The 19,387-nt window shown below is 64.8% G+C and carries 16 protein-coding genes; 3 read left to right on the top strand and 13 right to left on the bottom strand.

Features of this window, described 5'->3' with window-relative positions:
- The first annotated feature begins 213 nt into the window (after nt 1-213).
- Entirely contained in the window at nt 214-717 is a 504-nt protein-coding gene (locus AC0L23_RS33960) for a cytochrome P460 family protein (protein ID WP_473357988.1), read from the top strand.
- A 10-nt stretch (nt 718-727) separates the two neighbouring features.
- Here the strand turns inward: AC0L23_RS33960 and AC0L23_RS33965 are convergent, their stop codons facing one another.
- The 6 genes from AC0L23_RS33965 to AC0L23_RS33990 form a co-directional block, all read right to left on the bottom strand.
- A complete protein-coding gene (locus AC0L23_RS33965) occupies nt 728-4,237 on the bottom strand; it encodes a PAS domain-containing hybrid sensor histidine kinase/response regulator (RefSeq protein WP_026233515.1) in 3,510 nt (1,169 codons plus the stop codon).
- 399 nt (nt 4,238-4,636) lie between these two features.
- Nucleotides 4,637-5,866, bottom strand: coding sequence for a 5-aminolevulinate synthase (gene hemA / locus AC0L23_RS33970; protein WP_085349285.1), 1,230 nt, complete (start codon nt 5,864-5,866; stop codon nt 4,637-4,639).
- A 201-nt stretch (nt 5,867-6,067) separates the two neighbouring features.
- Nucleotides 6,068-7,129: an MBL fold metallo-hydrolase gene (locus AC0L23_RS33975; RefSeq protein ID WP_018458161.1), complete on the bottom strand. Its 1,062-nt coding sequence runs from the start codon at nt 7,127-7,129 to the stop codon at nt 6,068-6,070.
- A 95-nt stretch (nt 7,130-7,224) separates the two neighbouring features.
- Nucleotides 7,225-9,378 (bottom strand): methyl-accepting chemotaxis protein, encoded by a 2,154-nt coding sequence (locus AC0L23_RS33980; protein WP_018458162.1) that lies wholly within the window; start codon nt 9,376-9,378, stop codon nt 7,225-7,227.
- 165 nt (nt 9,379-9,543) lie between these two features.
- Nucleotides 9,544-10,269 carry an outer membrane protein gene (locus tag AC0L23_RS33985; RefSeq protein ID WP_018458163.1) on the bottom strand — a complete coding sequence of 242 codons (726 nt, stop codon included), beginning with the start codon at nt 10,267-10,269 and terminating at the stop codon, nt 9,544-9,546.
- 222 nt (nt 10,270-10,491) lie between these two features.
- Nucleotides 10,492-10,812 carry a hypothetical protein gene (locus AC0L23_RS33990; RefSeq protein ID WP_027570057.1) on the bottom strand — a complete coding sequence of 107 codons (321 nt, stop codon included), beginning with the start codon at nt 10,810-10,812 and terminating at the stop codon, nt 10,492-10,494.
- A gap of 207 nt (nt 10,813-11,019) precedes the next feature.
- Here AC0L23_RS33990 and AC0L23_RS33995 point away from each other — a divergent pair, with 207 nt between their 5' ends.
- The gene (locus AC0L23_RS33995) at nt 11,020-11,310 is read left to right on the top strand and encodes a hypothetical protein (protein WP_018458165.1); all 291 of its coding nucleotides are present in this window, start codon (nt 11,020-11,022) and stop codon (nt 11,308-11,310) included.
- A gap of 135 nt (nt 11,311-11,445) precedes the next feature.
- Here AC0L23_RS33995 and AC0L23_RS34000 read toward each other — a convergent pair whose 3' ends face one another.
- Both AC0L23_RS34000 and AC0L23_RS34005 read right to left on the bottom strand, forming a co-directional pair.
- The gene (locus AC0L23_RS34000) at nt 11,446-11,655 is read right to left on the bottom strand and encodes a hypothetical protein (protein ID WP_007605116.1); all 210 of its coding nucleotides are present in this window, start codon (nt 11,653-11,655) and stop codon (nt 11,446-11,448) included.
- Entirely contained in the window at nt 11,652-11,816 is a 165-nt protein-coding gene (locus AC0L23_RS34005; RefSeq protein WP_162847230.1) for a hypothetical protein, read from the bottom strand. The genes AC0L23_RS34000 and AC0L23_RS34005 overlap by 4 nt, the downstream gene beginning before the upstream one ends.
- Nucleotides 11,817-12,161: 345 nt before the next feature.
- Between AC0L23_RS34005 and AC0L23_RS34010 the strand changes: the two genes are divergently transcribed.
- Nucleotides 12,162-12,431 (top strand): hypothetical protein, encoded by a 270-nt coding sequence (locus AC0L23_RS34010; protein WP_085358057.1) that lies wholly within the window; start codon nt 12,162-12,164, stop codon nt 12,429-12,431.
- Nucleotides 12,432-12,449: 18 nt separating this feature from the next.
- On the opposite strand, the gene AC0L23_RS34015 is transcribed toward AC0L23_RS34010, so the two are convergent.
- The 5 genes from AC0L23_RS34015 to AC0L23_RS34035 all read right to left on the bottom strand — a co-directional run bounded on the left by AC0L23_RS34015 (nt 12,450) and on the right by AC0L23_RS34035 (nt 19,334).
- Nucleotides 12,450-14,066: an ABC transporter ATP-binding protein gene (locus AC0L23_RS34015; protein WP_085383884.1), complete on the bottom strand. Its 1,617-nt coding sequence runs from the start codon at nt 14,064-14,066 to the stop codon at nt 12,450-12,452.
- A 2-nt stretch (nt 14,067-14,068) separates the two neighbouring features.
- Nucleotides 14,069-14,908 (bottom strand): ABC transporter permease, encoded by an 840-nt coding sequence (locus AC0L23_RS34020; RefSeq protein WP_018458168.1) that lies wholly within the window; start codon nt 14,906-14,908, stop codon nt 14,069-14,071.
- Nucleotides 14,905-15,876, bottom strand: coding sequence for an ABC transporter permease (locus AC0L23_RS34025; protein ID WP_085358053.1), 972 nt, complete (start codon nt 15,874-15,876; stop codon nt 14,905-14,907). The genes AC0L23_RS34020 and AC0L23_RS34025 overlap by 4 nt, the downstream gene beginning before the upstream one ends.
- A gap of 91 nt (nt 15,877-15,967) precedes the next feature.
- A complete protein-coding gene (locus tag AC0L23_RS34030) occupies nt 15,968-17,518 on the bottom strand; it encodes an ABC transporter substrate-binding protein (RefSeq protein WP_085358051.1) in 1,551 nt (516 codons plus the stop codon).
- A gap of 265 nt (nt 17,519-17,783) precedes the next feature.
- Nucleotides 17,784-19,334 (bottom strand): winged helix-turn-helix domain-containing tetratricopeptide repeat protein, encoded by a 1,551-nt coding sequence (locus AC0L23_RS34035; protein WP_026233517.1) that lies wholly within the window; start codon nt 19,332-19,334, stop codon nt 17,784-17,786.
- Nucleotides 19,335-19,387: the final 53 nt, after the last annotated feature.

The raw sequence follows: 19,387 nt of genomic DNA on the forward strand, positions 1-19,387 counted from the left end.
CCGCCTTACCCGGGGGGCCACCGCCCACACTCGCCCCCCCCACCCACCCCACGCGTTTCCCCCGGCCGCCCCCCCCGCCGCGGGGGGCGCCTGTGTTTTTGGCCCGCGCCGCGGCCCCCCCCGCCCCCCCCGAGGCCTGACATGCGAACGCAGTTCAATGAAGCGTCAGCGAAAATGAAATCCGAAAAGTCAAAAGTTCCGTCTTCTACGACGATGATCGTGCTTGCCGTGCTCCTCCTCGTCGTTGTCCTGACCTGCGTGCCCTATCTGGTCACGATCGCTTTCGCGCAGGGCCCGGCGGATGCCTCGCCCATCTTCGGCGTCACTGTGCCGGAGGGCTACAAGCAGTGGGAGCTGATCGCGCCGGCCGAGGAGGCGGCTCCCCTGGACGAGCTGCGTGCCGTCGTCGGCAACAGGACCGCGATCGATGCTTATCAAGACAACAAGCTTCCGTTCCCGGACGGCACAATTCTGGTCAAGCCGGCCTGGAAGCGGAAACAGTCGCCCGAATTTGCGTCCGCGACGATTCCCGGTGAAGCCACCACCGTCCAGGTGATGGTCAAGGATTCCAAAAAATATGCCTCGACCGGCGGCTGGGGATTTGGTCGCTTCATCAACGGCAAGCCGGTCGACGAGGCCCAGCATCGCACCTGCTTCGCGTGCCACGAAGCTCGTGTGAAGAGTCGCGACTACGTGTTTACGAGGCTTGCGCCCTGAGTGCGGAGTTTCACTCCGCAGCCACCATCTGCTGCGTGCGCCACTGGCCGAGCAGGGCGCGCAGCGAAGCCGGCTTGACCGGCTTGTTGAGCACCGCAACCTTTTCGTCGCGCGCAGCCATTTGCACGGCGGGGCTGCGGTCGGCGGTGATCAGGATCGCGGGGATGCCGTCACCGAAGCGGCGGCGGATGTCGCGGATCGCGGCGATGCCGTTGCCGCGGTCGAGATGGTAATCGACCAGCAGGCCGGTCACGCGGCGGCCCGCAGTCTCGATTGCGGCGATCGCGGCCTCGGGATCGGCGACCGCGATCACCTCGGCGTCCCACGCCTTCAGCAGCGTGCGCATGCCGTCGAGGATCGCGGCGTCGTTCTCGATGCAGACGATCAGGGTACCCGAGATCGAGGTCCGTGCGAGCGGCGTCGCACTGGTCACGGCCGCGGTGTGAGTGATCGCCTTCGCCGTCGGCACCGTCACGGAAAACACCGAGCCGCCGCCGACATTGGAATCGATGGCGATGTCGTGCTTGAGCACGCGCGCCAGCCGCTCGACGATCGACAGGCCCAGGCCGAGGCCGCGGGCAATTCGCGCGCCCTGCTCCAGGCGGTGGAATTCCTTGAAGATCTCGCCGCGCTTGACCGTCGGGATACCGACGCCGGTGTCGTAGACGCAGATCTTCAGCGTGGCGCCGCGGCGGCGGCAGCCGACCAGCACGCGCCCGCGTGGAGTATATTTGATCGCGTTGGAGATCAGGTTCTGGAGCAGCCGCCGCAGCAAGAGACGATCCGACTCGACGGGCAGCGAACACGGCACGAACACGAGCGCCAGATTCTTCGCGCGTGCGATCGGCGCGAACTCGATCTCCAGCGAGCGCATCAGATCGGCCATCTTGAAGCTCGAGATCGAGGTCGTCATCGCGCCGGCGTCGAGCCTGGAGATGTCGAGCAGCGCGCCGAGAATTTCCTCGATCGCCTGGAGCGATTCGTCGATGTTCTCGACCAGCCGTGTCTCCTCGCCGCTGTGCTGACGCTCGACCAGGCTCGTGACATAGAGCCGCGCCGCGTTCAGCGGCTGGAGAATGTCGTGGCTTGCGGCGGCGAGAAAGCGGGTCTTGGAGATGCTGGCGTCTTCGGCCGCGCTCTTGGCCAGCGCCAGCTCGGAATTCAGCCGGGTCAGCTCCTCGGTGCGGTCGCGCACCCGCTTTTCCAGCGTCGCATTGGCCCTCTCCAGCGCTTCGGCCGCCTCGAACGTGGGCGTGACGTCGGTGAAGGTAATGACGAAGCCGCCGCCGGGCATGCGGTTGGTCAAGATCTCGATCACCATGTGGCGGTCGGGCAGGCGCTCGAGATAAGGCTCGCCGTCGGTGGTGTAAGCCACCAGCCGGCGCTCCAGCATGGCCTCGCGCTCGATCGGATCGGCCGGCTCGCTCACGCCCATGAATTCCAGGATTTCACGCAATGGCGTGCCGAACTGGATGAAATGCGGAGGAACGTTGAGGAGATCGCCGAACTGCCGGTTGGAGCAGATCAGTTGCAGATCGGCATCGAACACCGCGATGCCCTGGCGCACATGGTTAAGCGCGGTCTGGAGGATCTCGCGGTTGAAATGCAGCGCCGCATGGGAATCGTCGAGCAGTTTTAGCGCAGCCTTGGCGGAGACCGTCCGTTTGCGCAGCAGCAGCGACATTACGAGACGCGAGGAGGCTGCGCCGATCGAGGAGGCGATCAGGTGCTCGGCGTGCTGCAGCAGCTCGAAATCGGCGGGCGCCCCGGACTCCAGCCGCACATTGCGCCGCGCGGATAAGGCCTCGAACGAATGCCGCGCGCGGTCAGGCCCGAGATATTGCGCTACCGTGGTCTGGATGTCCTGCACCGTGACCGTGGTGCGCCAGCGGCGGAAATTCGGGGAAATTGGCGCGAGCGTGTTGGGGACGAACAGATCGGCCTGGACCAGCTCGATCGAAGACGGCCGGCGCGCCAGCGACAGCAGCACGTAGGTGAGGATGTTGAGCGACAGCGACCAGACCACGCCGTGCATCAGCGGCGGCAAATCGGCGCCGAACAACGCCTGCGGCCGCAGCGCCTCGATCCCGAACGGGCCGTGCTGGAGCAGCAGGATGCCCGCCGTCGAGGTATCCATGAAGCTCGGGATGAAGAGCGTGTAGAGCCACACTGCGAAGCCGACCAGCATGCCGCCGATCGCGCCGCGCGCGGTCGCGCGCCGCCACAGCAGTCCACCGAAGAAGCTTGGTGCAAGCTGGGCGATGGCGGCAAAAGACAGCAGGCCGATCGCCGCGAGCTGGGTGTTGCCGAGCGCGCGGTAGTAGAAATAGGCCATCACCATGATGGCGAAGATCGCGAGCCGGCGCGAACGCAACAGGAAGTCGCTGAAATCGGCACCGCCGGTGCGCCCCTCCGGCCGTCGTTGCAGCACCAGGGGCACCACGAGGTCGTTCGAAACCATGATGGAGAGCGCGACGCATTCGACGATCACCATCGCGGTCGCCGCCGACAGCCCGCCGACGAAGACGGCGACGCTGAGCAGATCCGCGCCGCCCTCCATCGGCAGCGCCAGCACGTACATGTCAGGATCGGCGGCGCCGAACGGGAAGCTGACGAGGCCGGCGAGCGCGATCGGGATCACGAACAGATTGATGGCGACGAGATAGAGCGGAAACAGCCAGCGCGCGCGACCGACCTCGGCGTCCGAGGAATTCTCCACCACGCTGACGTGGAACTGGCGCGGCAGCAGCATGATTGCGCACAGCGACAGCAGCGTCATGGTCAGGAAGTTGCCGATCGACGGCGAATAGTTGATGACGCGCACCGCCTCCGGTGTCTTCATCGCGCGCTCGATCAGTTCGTGCGGCGAGAACATCCAGAACGTGACGAAGGTGCCCGCAGCGAGGAAGGCGACGAGCTTGATGATGGATTCGGTTGCGACCGCCAGCATCAGGCCGTGCTGGTGCTCGGTGGCGTCCGTCTGCCGCGTGCCGAACAGCACCGCGAAGGCCGCCATCGCCAGCGTCACGATCAGCGCCACGTCGCCGATGATCGGGATGTGGGAGAAGGCCTGGTCTTCGCTCAGGATGGTTTCGAGCGAGGAGGCGACCGCCTTGAGCTGGAGCGCGATGTAGGGCACCGAGCCGATGATAGCGATCAGCGCGACGGTTGCCGCCACTGCCTGGCTCTTGCCGTAGCGCGCGCCGATGAAGTCGGCGATCGAGGTGATGTTGTGGGCCTTCGCGAGCTGGATCACGCGGCGGAGGACGCCGGCCCCTAACCCGATCATCAGGATCGGGCCGACATAGATCGCGAGGAAGTCGGTGGAGGTGCGGGTGGCGAAGCCGACCGAGCCGAAGAAGGTCCAGGAGGTGCAGTAGATCGCCAGCGACAGCGGATAGATCAGCCCCGAGGCGCGGCCGCGCCCGGCCGGCGAGCGGCGGTCGCCATGGCTCGCCACCAGGAACAGAAAGCCGATATAGCCGAAGGCGGCGGCGATCACGCCCCAATCGTGCAGCATGGCGAGCGTGCTTCTCCCGGGGCGCGCGCTGGCCGCGCCCAATCTCATTTTCCCTGTAAATCTAGCGCGTTGGACGGGTGGAGGCGACAGCGAAATGCCGTGCCACGGCGGGAACCGGAGTTGTCGTTAAGCGGTGCGCAGTCTTAAAGCTGCGCTGCTTCTGGCTTACCGAGAGAGTCCCCGCGTGGTACCCCCCCTCCCTGACCCGCCCCCACAAGGAGGGAGGGAACGGAGAGACCGTCCGCGTTGCAGGAAATTCGAGACCGACCGCTACGCTGTGGGGCTCCCCCGACGTAAGGGAGGCGCAACTCTCTCGCTCCCTTTCCCCATGTGGGGGAGGGGGGGGAGGGGGAAGCTCCGGGACGGTGAAACTTAGATCGAAAGAGAAGGCGAAGAAGCCTATTCCGCCGCCAGCGACTTCTCGCGGAGCGGCAGACCCAGGCGGTCCCACACCTGCAGCAGGGCTTCGGCGAGTTGATCGATCAGGCCGTCGTCGTGATAGGGCGAGGGCGTGATGCGCAGGCGTTCGGAGCCCTTGGCGACCGTCGGATAGTTGATCGGCTGGATGTAGATGCCGTGCCGTTCGAGCAAGAGGTCGGAAGCCTGCTTGCATTTCTCGGCATCGCCGATGAACAGCGGGACGATGTGGGTGTCGCTCGACATCACCGGCAGGCCGGCGGCGTTGAGGATCGCCTTGACGCGGGCGGCGCGGTCCTGGTGACGCTCGCGCTCCCAGCTTGACGTCTTCAGATGCTTGATCGCGGCGGTCGCGGCCGAGCAGATCGCCGGCGGCAGCGCGGTGGTGAAGATGAAGCCGGGCGCATAGGAGCGCACGGCGTCGATGATCTGACCGTTGGCGGCGATGTAGCCGCCGAGGCAGCCGAACGCCTTGGCAAGCGTGCCTTCGAGAATGTCGATGCGATGCATCACGCCGTCGCGCTCGGCGATGCCGCCGCCGCGCGGGCCGTACATGCCGACGGCGTGGACCTCGTCGACATAGGTCATCGCGCCGTACTTCTCGGCGAGGTCGCAGATCTTGGCGAGCGGGGCGATGTCGCCGTCCATCGAATAAAGACTCTCGCAGGCGATCAGCTTGGGCCGGCTCGGGCCCGCAGCCTTCAACAGCGCTTCGAGATCGGCGAGGTCGTTGTGGCGGAACACGACCCGCTCGCAGCCGGACTGGCGGATGCCCTCGATCATCGAATTGTGGTTGAGCTCGTCGGACAGGATCAGGCAGTTCGGAATGAGCTTTGCGATGGTCGCGATGCCGGTCTGGTTCGAGACGTAGCCGGACGTGAAGAGCAGCGAGGCTTCCTTGCCGTGGAGATCGGCGAGCTCGGCCTCGAGCTGCACCAGCGGATGATGCGTGCCGGCGATGTTGCGGGTGCCGCCGGCGCCGGTGCCGACGCGGGTCGCGGTCTCGACCATCGCGCCCACCACCTTCGGGTGCTGGCCCATGCCGAGATAATCGTTGGAGCACCAGATCACGACGTCGCGCTTGCCCTTGGGCGAGTGCCAGAGCGCATGCGGGAACCGGCCGGCAATGCGCTCGAGATCGGCGAACACGCGGTAGCGCCGCTCGGTGTGGAGACGATCAAGGGCGGAATTGAAAAACTGGGCGTAATCCATCGTCAAACCTGCAGCGGAACCGACCAAAGACCCGCATATCCTTAGAGCTTTTCCAGCTCCAATGTCTATGCGCTATCCCACATTTGGACCTGCGGGGCATTTGGGCAAAATGCCCTATCGTGCGATTTGAAACTTGATCCGGATCAAGTTCGCGCGAGATGCAATGTTGCTCTGCACCATCCGCTGAATTGAAGTCAGCGCTCAGGTCGTCCTGAACTGCAACACGCCGTCCTGCGTCTCGGCCGTCAGCCGGCCCTCGACGATCATGTAATTGACGTGGGCGACCAGTTCGCCGGCAGCGAAACCCATCTGATGTTCGTCCAGAACGTGCTTGTTAAACACCACGGGCACCAGGGCGCGCGAGGTCTGCGGCACCTCGCGGCAGGCTTCCGCGATCAGGCGGCAGCGCTCCTCATGGTGATCGGCGAGCTGCTTGATGCGGGTCTTGAGCCCGTAGAACGGCACGCCGTGGCCAGGCAGCACCAGCACGTCATAGGGGAGAGTCGTGGTGAGGCGGGCGAGCGAGGCCAGATATTCGCCGAGCGAGTTCTGGTCGGGTTCGACCGCCCACACGCTGACGTTCGGCGAGATCTTGCTCAGCACCTGGTCGGCCGAGAGGAACAGCTTGTCGTCGGCGCAGTACAGCATCACCTGGTCGAGCGCGTGACCGCCGCCGGTGATCACCTTGAAGCGGCGCGTGCCGATCACGACGTCATCGCCATGCGAGATGCGGCGGTAGGACGGCGGCAGCACCGAGACGCGCTTGAGATAGTCCTGGCCGCGGCCGAGCAGTTTTTCGGTGAGCGACTCGTCCATGCCATGGCGGCGGAAGAACAGCCGCTGCGCTTCCTGCCGCTCCTCGGTGCCGCGGTTCTGGTGATAGACCGATTGCAGATATTCGACCTGCGACATCACGAGCGGGCAGTTGAACCGCTCGACGATCCACCCGGCCAGACCGACATGATCGGGATGGGAATGGGTCACGATCAGGCGCGTGATGTTGACGCCCTTCAGCGGCCCGTCGAACAGCTTCGTCCAGGCTTCGATCGTCTCCTCATTGCCGAAGCCGGCATCGATCATGGCATAGCCGTCACCATCGGCGAGCAGGTAGATGTTCACATGGTTGAGGCGGAACGGCAGCTTCAGCCGCGCCCACAACACTCCTGGCTTCACCTCGACGACCTGTTCGGGGCCGGGATGCTGTTCCCAGGGATAGCGCAGGGCGTCGGCGGAGGACTGCACGGTGTCGGTCTTTGCGTTCATCCTACCGGCTTAAACCCGCCCGTCACGGCGCGCCAGCCGAAAAAGAACGCTGGCGCGGCCTGCATAGCGGTCATTCCGGGCTACGGAACGGCGCCTTACGCAGCCCGCATGTTGTTGAGGAACGCGTCGATCTCTCCGCGCAGCATGTCGGCTTCGCGGCGGAGCGCGTCGGAGGCGCCGAGCACTTCGTTCGCCGCTGCGCCGGCTTCCGCCGAAGCCGTGGAGACGCCGACGATGTTGCTGGAAACCTCGCTGGTGCCACCGGCCGCATGCTGGATGTTGCGGGCGATCTCGCGTGTCGCCGCGCCCTGTTCCTCGACGGCGGCGGCGATCGTCGTAGTGACGTCGTTGATCTCGCCGATGATCCGGCCGATGCCCTGGATGGCGCCGACCGCCGACGTCGTCACTGACTGCATGCTGGCGATCTGGCTACGGATCTCCTCCGTGGCCTTGGCGGTCTGGCTCGCGAGGCTCTTCACCTCGGAGGCGACCACCGCGAAGCCGCGGCCGGCTTCGCCCGCGCGCGCCGCCTCGATGGTGGCGTTGAGCGCCAGCAGATTGGTCTGCGAGGCGATGGTCTGAATCAGGTCGACCACCACGCTGATGCGGCTCGCGCTGTCGGCGAGGCTCTGCACGGTGGCGTCGGTCGCGCCCGCTTCGTCGACCGCCTTCCTGGCGATCGCGGCCGAGGTGACGACCTGCTTGCTGATTTCCTCGATCGAGGACGAGAGCTGCTCGGTGCCTGACGATACGGTCTGCACGTTGACCGAGGTCTCTTCGGCTGCGGAGGCAACCGCGTTCACCAGCGCATTGGACTGGTCTGCCGTGGTCGACATGCTCTGCGCGGTCGATTGCATCGAATTGGCCGACTGCGCGAGATTGTCGAGTGCGGAGCGCACCGTACTCTCGAACCCGGCGATCTTCGCCTCCATCTGCGCCGCACGCTCGGCCTTGGCGATGCGATCCCTGTCCTGCTCGCTCGCAAGCGCCCGGGCTTCGATCATGCTGTCGCGGAACACCGTCAGCGTTTCCTTCATCGCGCCGATCTCGTCGTTCTGCCGGGAGCGGACGATCTCGGTGTCAAGGTCGCCGGCCGAGAGCAACTGCATGGCGCGTTGAAGCTCGCGAATGCGGCGCAGGATGTTGCGGCCGACATAGAGCCAGACGAACAGCGCCGAGCCGACCAGCGTCAGTGCGCCGAGCGCCAGCATCGCGGTGGTCGCGAGCGAGATCTCCTGCCGCGCCTGGAAGGTCGACGCGTTGGTCTCCTTCTGCACACCCTCGACCAGCTGCTGCACGCTGATGCCGAGGCCGACATTGAGCTTGCGGGTCTCGTCCAGGATGGTCTGGCCGTAGTCGATGGCGTCGAGCTCCTTCTGGCGGATCTTGAACACGCCGGACTTGCCTTCGCCGAAGGCGAACAGCTTTTGCACGGTGTCGCGCACCGCTTGCATCGAGGCCATGTTCGGCAGGTCCTCGAGGTTCGACTTGACACGGTCGCGCGTCGCCTTGAACTCCTTCTCGATCGCCTCCAGCGTATCGCTGTTGTTGGCCGACAGCGCCGCCATCATGTCGGCGGCCATCAGATTGCCGTTGGCGGAGATGGTCGCGACCTGGGAGACGGTGCGGGCGGCTTCGGTGGCATCGTCAGCGGAAACTTCCGCCGCACCGAGGATCGCGTTCAGACGCGTCTGCGCATCCAGCATGGCAGGACCGGCCGCACCGACGAAGGTGAGCTGCGCCTTGCGGAGTGCTTCATATTGCTTGTCATGCAGCGCGCCGGTATCGAGCCGCTCGCGCGCGGCTGACACCAGGCTCTGGGTCGCCTCGTCGATGCTCTTGGCGGTGTCGCGCAACGCGGTTGCGATCTGCTTGTCGGCGCCGAGCTCGATGATCTCGCCAAGCTTGGCCATGGCAAGCTGCTGGATCTCCTGCACCTTCTTGGTGCGTTCGTTCAGCGCCTCGTCGGACGGCGACGCCAGCAGGCCCGGCCCCTGCGCCGCGAGCGTTGCGCTTTGCGATGCGAGTTGAAGGCTTGCGGAAAGGCGGGGGATATCGCGGCCGCTCAGGTCCATCATAGTGCTGCCGAGATGGTTGAAGACGAAGCCGGCGCCGGCCGCGATCACGAGACCCATGCCCGCGATCACTGCGAAGGCCGTGAACAGGCTGCCGCGCACGCCCCATGTCGGCATTTTGAAACGAGGCCGGATACCACCAAGCAAACGGCCAAGGCCCAGACGGATCGCCATCGAAATTCCCCCACGCATGATCTTTATGTTTTCGCGGCGGAGTATCCTCGGGGCAGGTTAAAAAATCGCAAGTTGCTCAATTGGTTGCGTTGCGTTCCGCACAGCGAAAAAAGAAGGGCCGGCAACGATGCCGGGCCTTCATCATGATAAGGCTTTGATAACCGTTCAGTAGCGCGCGACCGCCGAGTTGGCCCAGTTGAAGCGGTAGTTGACGCCCGCCTTGATGGTGTGGTCGTCGGTGGTGAAGTTGCCGGTTCCCGCCAGCGGGCCCGCGGTGAAGTGGGCGTCGCCGAAATTGTAGTACTGGTACTCGGCCTTGGCTGACCAGTTCGGCGCGAACATGTATTCGAGGCCGGCGCCGACGGTGTAGCCGTTGCGGTGGTCGCCGCTGATGATGAAGCCGGTCGGCACGCCGCCGACGGTCACCTTCTCGTTGTTGTCGGAATAGGCGTAGCCGCCCTTCACGTAGAGCAGGCCCGGACCCCAGGTGTAGCCGACGCGGCCGGTGATCGAGCCGAGACCGCGCTGGTCGTTGGTGTAGGCGACGCCGGCTGGGAACACCGCGCCGACGCTGCCGGAGAGCCAGGAATACTGGCCTTCGACGCCGACAACGAAGTTCGGGTTGAACTGCCAGTCCGCACCGGCCTGCAGACCGCCGAGGAAACGGCCGTTGCCGTTATTGCCGGTGGAGAGGCCGCTGAAATTGTTGTCGCTGGAGAACGCGCCGCCGACATGGCCGCCGATATAGAAGCCGGTCCAGTTGTAAATCGGGGCGGCATAGGCGGGCGCGGGCGCCTTATAATAGTTGCGGTTACCGAGATCGGCACCGACCGCCGGTGCGGCAGCGCCCACCACGAGCAGCGCAACGGTCGCAAACAGAATCTTCTTCATAGTCCAAACTCCAACACTTAAGTCCCCGGCAGTCGCGCTTTCCGCGCCGTCGTTGGTTTGCAGATAGCTCGCTTTTGACGAAAATGCTGTCACATCCATGGCACAGCGGCAGCCAACGTAACTTATTGGGCTGTAAACGATTTTTGTGCTTAATGTCGGCTTAAGAAGTGCTGAAGGAAAGCTTAACTCGGCGTTATCAGGCTAACTTGCGCGCGCATCTCATTAACCAAGACGGCGCCGCGCCTCATCGCGCATCTGTTCGCGGAATGCAGCGCGCTTTGCGGGCCGGTCTTCCTCGCGCACGTCATGACGATCGAAGACGTCGAACTTCTCCAGGATCGGATAGCGCTCGCTCGCCATCGCGAGCACGCGCAGCACCTTGGTCGCCGACGGTGTCGGGCCGCTCACTTCCCAGCGCCGGATGGTGTCGGCGCCGCCCTTCTCCGGCAATCCGCAAAGCCGGGCCATGTCGGCCGCGGTAAGCTTGCGCTCGAGGACCTCCGAGAGATCGTTGCGGAGTTGCTTCAGTTCGGGACCGGTCATGTCGCCTCAATACACGAAGTCGATGAGGTGAATGCACTAGCGCTGATTCGGGTCCATCCGAAGGCGAGGCACGCGAGCGGGCGTGCTAGTCGTGCGACCGCTCCCCGGCGCCTCCGCCCGCGCACGGAGTTATGAACGGCTGCCTATGGAAATCCGCGGCTGAATGAACAGATGGCAAGGGGCCCGCAGCGAACGAAGGGATCAGCCATGACAAGCATCAAACCCGCCATTGCCGCCCTAGTCACCGTCGGGTTGCTTGCCGCGCCGATCGCGGCTGAGGCCAAGAAGCACCGGTCAAGCCGAGCTTACAGCACCGGCGTGGTGGCTCCGAGCTATGGGAGCGCCGGATCGTTGGCAGCACAGCCCAGAGCCTACGGGTCGAGCGGACAGTCGGTCGGGACGGTCACGGCGCCGTCGGTCGGTACGTATAACTGGCCGTCGGTCGGCGTGACCAACGCAGTCCCGACCTGGAGCAACACCAACCCGCCGGTCAGGTAGGCGCGCCTATCCGGCGAGCCAATGCCGGTCACCCTGTGACGGTCGCAAGGCCAAAGAAGATGATAAAGTGCGACCAGCAATGATCATGGCGGTGGACCAGACATTGCGGATCGTTCAGGGAGAGCCCGTCCGATCCTAAATTCCCCGCCCGGCCTGTTGGCCGATCACGCAGCGCCAGCCGGCGAGGCGCTCGGCCGGATGCTGGTTCATCCATTCGGCGAGCTGCGGCGCGCCCATCAGGCACGATTGCATCGAGACGTCGGCGAAGTCGGATGTGGTGACGGTCTGCTCATGACAGTTCGCTGGAGAGGCGAGGTTGCAGAGCACGGCAATGATCTTGATCACGCGAGGTTGCCTCCGTCGCTGCGACGCGCGGAGGCTCCACTCGATCGTTCGCTCACCGGATCAGCCGGCGGGAAGATGCTGTCGTAGATCGCGCGCGCTTCCTGGATGAGGCGAATGCGCTCGCGCTCGGATTTCGAGACAAACTCAATAACCTGGCCCATGTCGGCTCCAATAGATGCTCAATCCATCATCACATGATGGAAATCATTTCATCTGGATGTGGGGTCCCGGCCTCGGCTTTGCAGCCGTGCGGGCGGTCACGAGGGATAAAAAGCCCGTGACTATTCCGTTCCTGAGGTGGAACGGGGTACCTTCAGCGATGCGCCGATGGCACGGCGCATCCGTTCGGCGGGGACCGCTTCGTAGCATCGTGATGAAGAGTTGAGCCCACGGGATGATGGCACTGCGGCACATTTTCTCGCGCGTGGAGTTGTAAGGTCAGTCAGTGCACGGGCGCCTCGACGAACGGCATTGCGATTGAGAGACCGCGCCCGAAAGGATCAGCCATGACAAGAACAAAACGCACCATTGCTGCACTTATTGCTCTCGGATTGGCCGCCGCGCCACTTGCTGCAAACGCACAAACATCGGGGACGGCTACACCAAGCAGCACGAGCGGACGCACCGGAGCGCCGGTACAGCAAGGGACCATCGGAAGTTCCGGGCAGACCGTCGGGACCGTGACGGCGCCGTCGATCGGAACGTCCAACCAGCCCTCCGTCGGAGTAACAAACTCAGTCCCCACCTGGAACAACACGAATCCTCGAACGAAGTAGAAACCGCCGTCGGCTGACTTACGCCGGCGCGCGCTCTCTCTGCCCCGGGACTGCTGCGAGCAATTCGCGTGTATAGGCATGCTCGGGCGCGGCGAACAGCTGCGCGGTCGGCTTCAGCTCGACGATGACGCCGCGCTGCATCACGGCGATGCGGTCGCAGATTTGCGCTGCGACCCGCAGGTCGTGGGTGATGAACAGCATCGAGAGGCCGAGGCGGGCCTTGAGGTCTTCGAGCAGCCTCAGGACCTGCGCCTGCACGGAGACGTCGAGCGCGGAGACGGCCTCGTCCGCGACGATGATCTCGGGCTCGAGCGCGAGCGCGCGCGCAATGCCGATGCGCTGGCGCTGGCCGCCGGAGAATTCATGCGGATAGCGTTCGAGCGCGCCGGCATCGAGCCCGACCATCTTGAGGAGATCGCGGGCGCGGTCGAACGCCACTTTCGGATCGGTGCCGGCCGCGATCGGGCCGTCGGCGATGATATGACCGACCTTGCGGCGCGGATTGAGCGAAGCGAACGGATCCTGGAAGATCATCTGGATGCGAGGGCGCTCGGCGCGTAGCGCCTTGCCCGCGAGCTTTGTGAGATCGGTCTCGCCGATCCTCACGGTGCCGCGGTCGGCCTCGATCAGCCGCATCACAAGGCGGGCCACCGACGATTTGCCAGAACCGGATTCGCCGACTAGGCCGAGCGTCTCGCCCTTGAGGATATTGAAATTAACCCCGCGCGCGGCATCGACGCGGCGGTCCTCGCGAAACCAGCCGCCCGAGGTGACGTAGGTCTTGTCCAGTCCGATCACCTCGACCGCCTTGGCCTGGTCGTCCAGGGGGCTGCGGGCGGGTGGGTCCATCGAGGGCACGGCGGCGAGCAGCGCCTTGGTGTAGTCGTGCTGCGGCGCGTTGAAGACCGCCGAGGCGGGGCCTTCCTCGACCACCTTGCCATGGCGCAACACCACGACTTGGTCGGCGATGTCGGCGACCACGCCGAAATCATGGGTGATGAACATCACCGCCATGTTGCGATTGCGCTGGAGGTTGCGGATCAGTTTCAGGATCTGCGCTTGCGTGGTGACGTCGAGCGCGGTGGTCGGCTCGTCCGCAACCAGCACCGCCGGTTCGAGCGCGAGCGCCATCGCGATCATGGCGCGCTGGCGCTGGCCGCCGGAGAGCTGGTGCGGATAGGCGCGCACGATGCGCTCGGGGTCGGGGAGGCCGACTTCGCGCGCCAGCGATAGCGCCTTTGCGCGCCGCTCCCTCGGCGTGAGCAGCCCGTGCGCCTCGAACATCTCCGCCATCTGGTCGCCGATCCGCATCAACGGATTGAGCGCGGTCATCGGTTCCTGAAAAATCATCGCAAGCCGGCGGCCGCGCAGATCGCGCCAGCATTCGTCGCCGAGTTTGAGCAGGTCGCGTCCTTCGAACTGGATCTCGCCGGAGGTGACGGTGACCGTGTCCGGCAACAGGCCCATCAGCGCATGCGCGCACATCGACTTGCCGGAGCCGGATTCGCCGACCACGCAAACGATCTTGCCGGGCCGCAAATCGAGCGAGATGCCGTCGACCGCGAAGGGACGCTCGGCGCCCTTGGGCAATGCGATCCGCAGATTCTTGACGGAGACGGCGGGCGGTGCGGTCATGATCAGCGGCCCTCCCGCGACAGCCGCGGATTGAGCGCGTCGTTGAGGCCTTCGCCGATCAAATTGAGCCCGAGCACCGAGATCAGGATCGCGACGCCGGGAAACACGGTGATCCACCAGGCCTGGCGGATCACGGTGCGGCCGGCACCGACCATGTAGCCCCAGGAGATCAGATTGGGATCGCCGAGGCCGAGGAACGCCAGCGAGGATTCCAGCAGGATCGCGGTCGCCACCATCAGCGAAGCCAGCACGATCACCGGCGACAGCGTGTTCGGCAGGATTTCGCGCAGGATGATCCAGGTGTTGCTCTGGCCCGTGACCACCGCGGCCTGGACGTACTCCCGCGTGCGCAACGACAGCACCTCGCCGCGGACGAGGCGCGCGACCGGCGGCCAGCTTACCAGCGCGATCGAGGCGACGATCGAATAGATCGAGGGCTGCAGGATCGCGACCAGGACGATCGCGAGCGCAAAGCTCGGAATGGTTTGGAAGAACTCGGTGAAACGCATCAGGGCGTCGTCGACCCTGCCGCCGAAATAGCCGGCCATGGCGCCGATCGGAACGCCGACGACCAGCGCCACCAGGGTGGAGACCATGCCGACGAGCAGCGAGACGCGTGCGCCGAAGATCATGCCGGCGAACACGTCGCGGCCGAGTGCATCGGTGCCGAGCGGCACGGTCGCGAGCGTGAACGGCGGCAGGAACGGCCGCTGCACCATGCGCCAGGGCGAGTTCGGGAACAGCATCGGACCGAACAAGGCGACTGAGATCGCAAGGAGCAGGATGATGAGCCCGATGACGCCGCTCGGGCTCCTCAACATCGATTTCCAGAACTGTTTCATGTGGTGAATTCGATGCGCGGGTCGACCAGGCGATAGACCAGGTCGGTAATGAGGTTGAAGATCAGGACCATGGCGGAGCAGATCACGAAGACCCCGAGCAGCAGATTGTAGTCGCGCTGGAGCAGGGCGTCGTACATCAGGCGTCCGATGCCGGGCCAGGCGAACACGGTCTCGGTGATGACGGCGCCGCCGATCAGGGTGCCGGAGTGGACGCCGGCGAGCGTCACGACGGGGAGCAGCGCATTGCGCAGGACGTGGCGACGCTGGATCACGGCGTCGGACAGGCCTTTGGCGCGCGCGGTCTTGACGAAGTCGAGACGCTTCACCTCCAGCATCGAGGCGCGCGTCATGCGGGTGTAGGTCGCCATGAAGAACAGGCCGAGCGTCATCGCCGGCATGATCAGGTGCCTTGCGACGTCGACCACATGGGCAGGGCCGGAAAGGTTGGCGCCGACGGTCTCGTAGCCGAAGCTCGGCAGCCAATCCATGGTGACCGAAAACAGCAGGATGCCCATCAGCGCCACCCAGAAGATCGGCATTGCGTAGAATATCAGGGCGAAGACGGTGATCGCGGTGTCGAGAAAGGTTCCGGCAAAGCGCGCGGCGAAGGTGCCGAAGAGAACGCCGAGCACGAGCGAGATCGCAAACGCCGTCAGCGTCAGCAGCAATGTCGCGGGCAGCCGCTCGCCGATCAGCTTCGCGACCGGTGCCTGCTGGCGGAAGGAGAAGCCGAGGTCGAGGGTAGCAATGCCCTTGACGTAGATGAAGAGCTGCTCGGGCATCGGCTTGTCCAGGCCGAACTTCTCCCTGAGCTGCTGGACGAAGATCTGGTCGCTGGCGCCGGCCTCGCCCGCCATCACGACGGCGGGATCGCCGGGCGCGAGCCGGATCAGGAAGAAATTGAGGACGACGATCGCAAGCAGGACGATCACGCCCTTCGCGACACGCTGAGCGACAAAGGAGAGCATCTAGAGGATCATATCGGTGATGTGACCTGGAGCGACAGAGATGGAGCGATCCCCTCTCCCCGCGAGCGGGGAGAGGTGACGGCGGCAGCTCTCACTTGTCCAGCCATGCATCCTTGAAGCCGTCGTTGACTCCGATCCCGGTGGTGATCAGGTTCTTGACCTTGCAGCGCATGATGGTCGGGAATTGCAGCTCGAGCATCCAGGCCACCGGCACGTCCTCGACCAGGATCTTCTGCGCCTTCTCGTAGATCTCCTTGCGCTTGGAGTCCGGCGTTGCCACCGCGCCCTCGGCGAACAGCTTGTCGATCTCAGCGTTGGAGTAACCCTCGACGTTGTTGAACACCTGGCCCTTGGCAATCGCGCTGGAGACGTAATTGCGGCCGACGCCGAGCGCGGGGTCGCCGTACTGGTAGAGGTAGGTGAAGGCGATGTCGTAGTCCCAGTCGCCGATCTTCTGGTTGCCGCCGGCGACGTCGGTGGCGATGGTCTCGATGTTCATGCCGACGTCCTGGAGGTTCTGCTTCACGGCTTCACCCCAGCGCTGCCAGGTCTCGCCATAGGCGAGCGGCAGAAGGCGGATCTTCTCGCCCTTGTAGCCGGCTTCCTTCAGCAGCGCCTTGGCCTTGGCGGGATCGTAAGGGTATTTCGGCACGTCGTCGGTGTAGTATTTGATGGTCGAGGCCGACGGGCCGGTTGCGACCTTGCCGAGCCCGTTCCAGATCACGTCCTTGGCGAACTCGCGGTCGATCGCAAACATGACCGCCTGCCGCACCCGCTTGTCGGCGAGCGGACCCTGCCGGTTGTTGAGCCACAGCCAGGCCAGCGGCGAGAAGAACTCCCAGCCGGCGCCGGTGACGCAGGTGTCCTTCAGCTTGGAGAGCCGGGGCACGTCGAAATTCTCGACCGAGCCGCCGGGCAGCACGTCGACCTTGCCGGTCTCATACGCCACCGAGCGCGCCGCGGCATCGGGAATGATCTGCCAGTAGATCTCGTCGAGATAGGGCTTGCCCTTCTCGTAATAGTTCGGGTTCTTGACCAGGCGGATGAAGGAGCCTTTCTGCCATTCCTTGAACATGAAGGGGCCGGTGCCGACTGGGGCGTTGTTGTAGGGATTGGTCTTCCAGTCGGTGCTTTCATAGAGATGCTTCGGCACCATCGGCATCGAGCCGACCTCGAAGATGCCCAGGAACGGACCGAACGGCTGCTTCAGCGTGAACACCACCGTGTAGTCGTCGGGGGCCTCGACCTTGTCGACCTGCGCGAGGTTGTTGCGAGCGCGCGCATGCGTCTGTTTCAGCATCTCGAGCGAGAACAGCACGTCGGCGGCGGTGAAGGGCTTGCCGTCATGCCAGGTCACGCCCTTCCTGAGCTTGAATGTGTAGGTTTTTGCGTCCTCGCTGACGCTCCAGCTCTCGGCGAGCTCCGGCTGCGGTTCGAGCTTGGGGCTGTAGCGAAGCAGGCCTTCGAAAATGTTGCCCGACACCATCTGCACCGGGCCGTTCTGGACCATCGCCAGCATCAGGCCGGGCGGCTCGGGCTGAATCACGGCATTGATCGCTCCACCCGCCTTCGGCTCTTGCGCCAGCGCGGGGGCCGCGAGGCCGCAAGCCAGGAGGACACCAAGCAACACTCGTTTTGACATGTCGTATCTTTCTCAAGCGAGACCAGCCGCAAACGCTTCGCACGTCGTGGCGCGCAAAGCTACGGCCGGCCCATCCCAGTCCCCATCCGGGATCGAGGCTCACACGGTCTCATTCGGCGCCGCAAGATGAAAGTCTCGACAATGTTCGCACAAAAAATGTACAGCGCGTCCTGTTATGGTGTTTGGCGGCCAAGCCGGCGCCGCCGCGCCGCGCGATCCGTCCATCTGCGCCGCAAGCGCGACGCGGACCCGGCGTGAGGATCGTCTAGCGCAAGCCCGCCCGCCGGAATCCTTCCAGATAGTGCTCGCGGTCGGCCTCATTGGCCCATGGCAATTGCGTCGAAATCCAGTGCAGCGAGATGTTGGGCTGGGTGCGGCGGAGCTCGCCCAGCGCCATCTCCCCAAGCACGCCGTCTCCGGTCATGCCGGCAGAAACCGCGAGCACGCGGTAGGCGCCGGTGAGATCGCCGCGATGGCGGATTGCCTCGCGCGCGAGCGCGATGGCCTCGGCATAGCGCCGCTCGGTGAAGCGGGCATAGCCGGCGATGCCGTGATAGATCGCCAGGGATGGATCGCGCGGCGACAGCCGCATTGCCCTCTGCGCTGCCTCGAATGAATCCTTCGGCCGCCCGGCATAGGACAGCGCCAGTGCGTAATAGCCCTGCGCCAGCGAGAAGTTCGGATTGAGTGCGAGCGCCTGCTCGAACTCGGACAGTGCGTCCGCGAGTCTTCGCGTCGAGAAGTAGACGCTGCCGAGCGCGGCGTGCGCCCAGGCATCCTCATGGTCGCAGCGCACCGCGGCGAGCGCGGCGGCTTCCGCCGCTGGCGCCACCATGGCAAGCTCGGCCCAGCCGAGATGCACGCCGAACATGTGGTTCGCCGCGAGCACCGACAGCGCCTGGCCGTAGTTCGGGTCGATCCCCACCGCGCGTTCCAGCAGCGCCCGTGCGGTCTCGTGATCCCGCCGCGTCACGCGCCAGTAATGCGACAGCGCCCGCATCAGGAGATCCCAGGCATCCAGGCTCGCGGGGGGCTTGCGATGGGCGCGAAAACTTTCCGCCGCATGGATCTGCGGCTCGATCGCCGCAGCGATCGCATTCGTGATCTCGTCCTGCACGGCGAACACGTCGACCAGCTCGCGGTCGTAGCGCTCGGCCCAGAGATGGCTGCCCGTCGTGGCGTCGTTGAGCTGCGCGGTGATGCGCACCCGGTTGTCCGACTTGCGCACGCTGCCTTCGACGACGTAGCGGACGCCCAGTTCCTCGGCAATCTGCCGGATGTGGACCGCGCGCCCCTTGTAGGTAAAGGACGAGTTGCGGGCGATCACCATGAACCAGCGCTGCTTCGACAGCGCGGTGAGGATGTCCTCGCTGATGCCGTCGCCGAAATAGTCCTGTGCGGGATCGCCGCTCATGTTCTCGAAAGCGAGCACCGCGACCGCCGGACGGTCCGTCAGGACGCGCGGCAGGGCAGCGACGGGCTGCGCGGGCGCAGTCGTGGCTGCCACTTCTTCCCGGACTTCGCCGACGAAACGAAAACCCTTGCGCGGAATGGTCTTGATCAGCCGCTGGCTTGCGCCATCGTCGCCGAGCGCCTTGCGGGCGGCGTTGATCCGGCTGTTCAGGGCGGAATCCGAGATGATCCGATCGCTCCAGATCTGGCTGATCAGGTCATCCTTGCTGACCACACGCGTGCGCTGCGCCACCAGATAGAGCAGGAGATCGAACACCTGCGGCTGCAACGGCACAGCGGCTCCGCTGCAAGTGAGTTCCCGCAGGTCGCCGTCGAGCACGTTGTTTTCAAAGCAAAATCGCACGTTTTTGTCGTCTCAAGCAAAAATCAAAGTCGTCTCAGGCGAAAATCAACCGT

The organism is Bradyrhizobium sp. MI1.4, from assembly GCF_055811315.1.

Bases quoted from the DNA above. Each gene is read 5' to 3' on its own strand.
- AC0L23_RS33960 (WP_473357988.1), top strand. From the start codon at position 214: ATGATCGTGCTTGCCGTGCTCCTCCTCGTCGTTGTCCTGACCTGCGTG.
- AC0L23_RS33965 (WP_026233515.1), bottom strand. From the start codon at position 4,237: ATGCTGCACGATTGGGGCGTGATCGCCGCCGCCTTCGGCTATATCGGC.
- hemA (WP_085349285.1), bottom strand. From the start codon at position 5,866: ATGGATTACGCCCAGTTTTTCAATTCCGCCCTTGATCGTCTCCACACC.
- AC0L23_RS33975 (WP_018458161.1), bottom strand. From the start codon at position 7,129: ATGAACGCAAAGACCGACACCGTGCAGTCCTCCGCCGACGCCCTGCGC.
- AC0L23_RS33980 (WP_018458162.1), bottom strand. From the start codon at position 9,378: ATGGCGATCCGTCTGGGCCTTGGCCGTTTGCTTGGTGGTATCCGGCCT.
- AC0L23_RS33985 (WP_018458163.1), bottom strand. From the start codon at position 10,269: ATGAAGAAGATTCTGTTTGCGACCGTTGCGCTGCTCGTGGTGGGCGCT.
- AC0L23_RS33990 (WP_027570057.1), bottom strand. From the start codon at position 10,812: ATGACCGGTCCCGAACTGAAGCAACTCCGCAACGATCTCTCGGAGGTC.
- AC0L23_RS33995 (WP_018458165.1), top strand. From the start codon at position 11,020: ATGACAAGCATCAAACCCGCCATTGCCGCCCTAGTCACCGTCGGGTTG.
- AC0L23_RS34005 (WP_162847230.1), bottom strand. From the start codon at position 11,816: ATGGGCCAGGTTATTGAGTTTGTCTCGAAATCCGAGCGCGAGCGCATT.
- AC0L23_RS34010 (WP_085358057.1), top strand. From the start codon at position 12,162: ATGACAAGAACAAAACGCACCATTGCTGCACTTATTGCTCTCGGATTG.
- AC0L23_RS34015 (WP_085383884.1), bottom strand. From the start codon at position 14,066: ATGACCGCACCGCCCGCCGTCTCCGTCAAGAATCTGCGGATCGCATTG.
- AC0L23_RS34020 (WP_018458168.1), bottom strand. From the start codon at position 14,908: ATGAAACAGTTCTGGAAATCGATGTTGAGGAGCCCGAGCGGCGTCATC.
- AC0L23_RS34025 (WP_085358053.1), bottom strand. From the start codon at position 15,876: ATGCTCTCCTTTGTCGCTCAGCGTGTCGCGAAGGGCGTGATCGTCCTG.
- AC0L23_RS34030 (WP_085358051.1), bottom strand. From the start codon at position 17,518: ATGTCAAAACGAGTGTTGCTTGGTGTCCTCCTGGCTTGCGGCCTCGCG.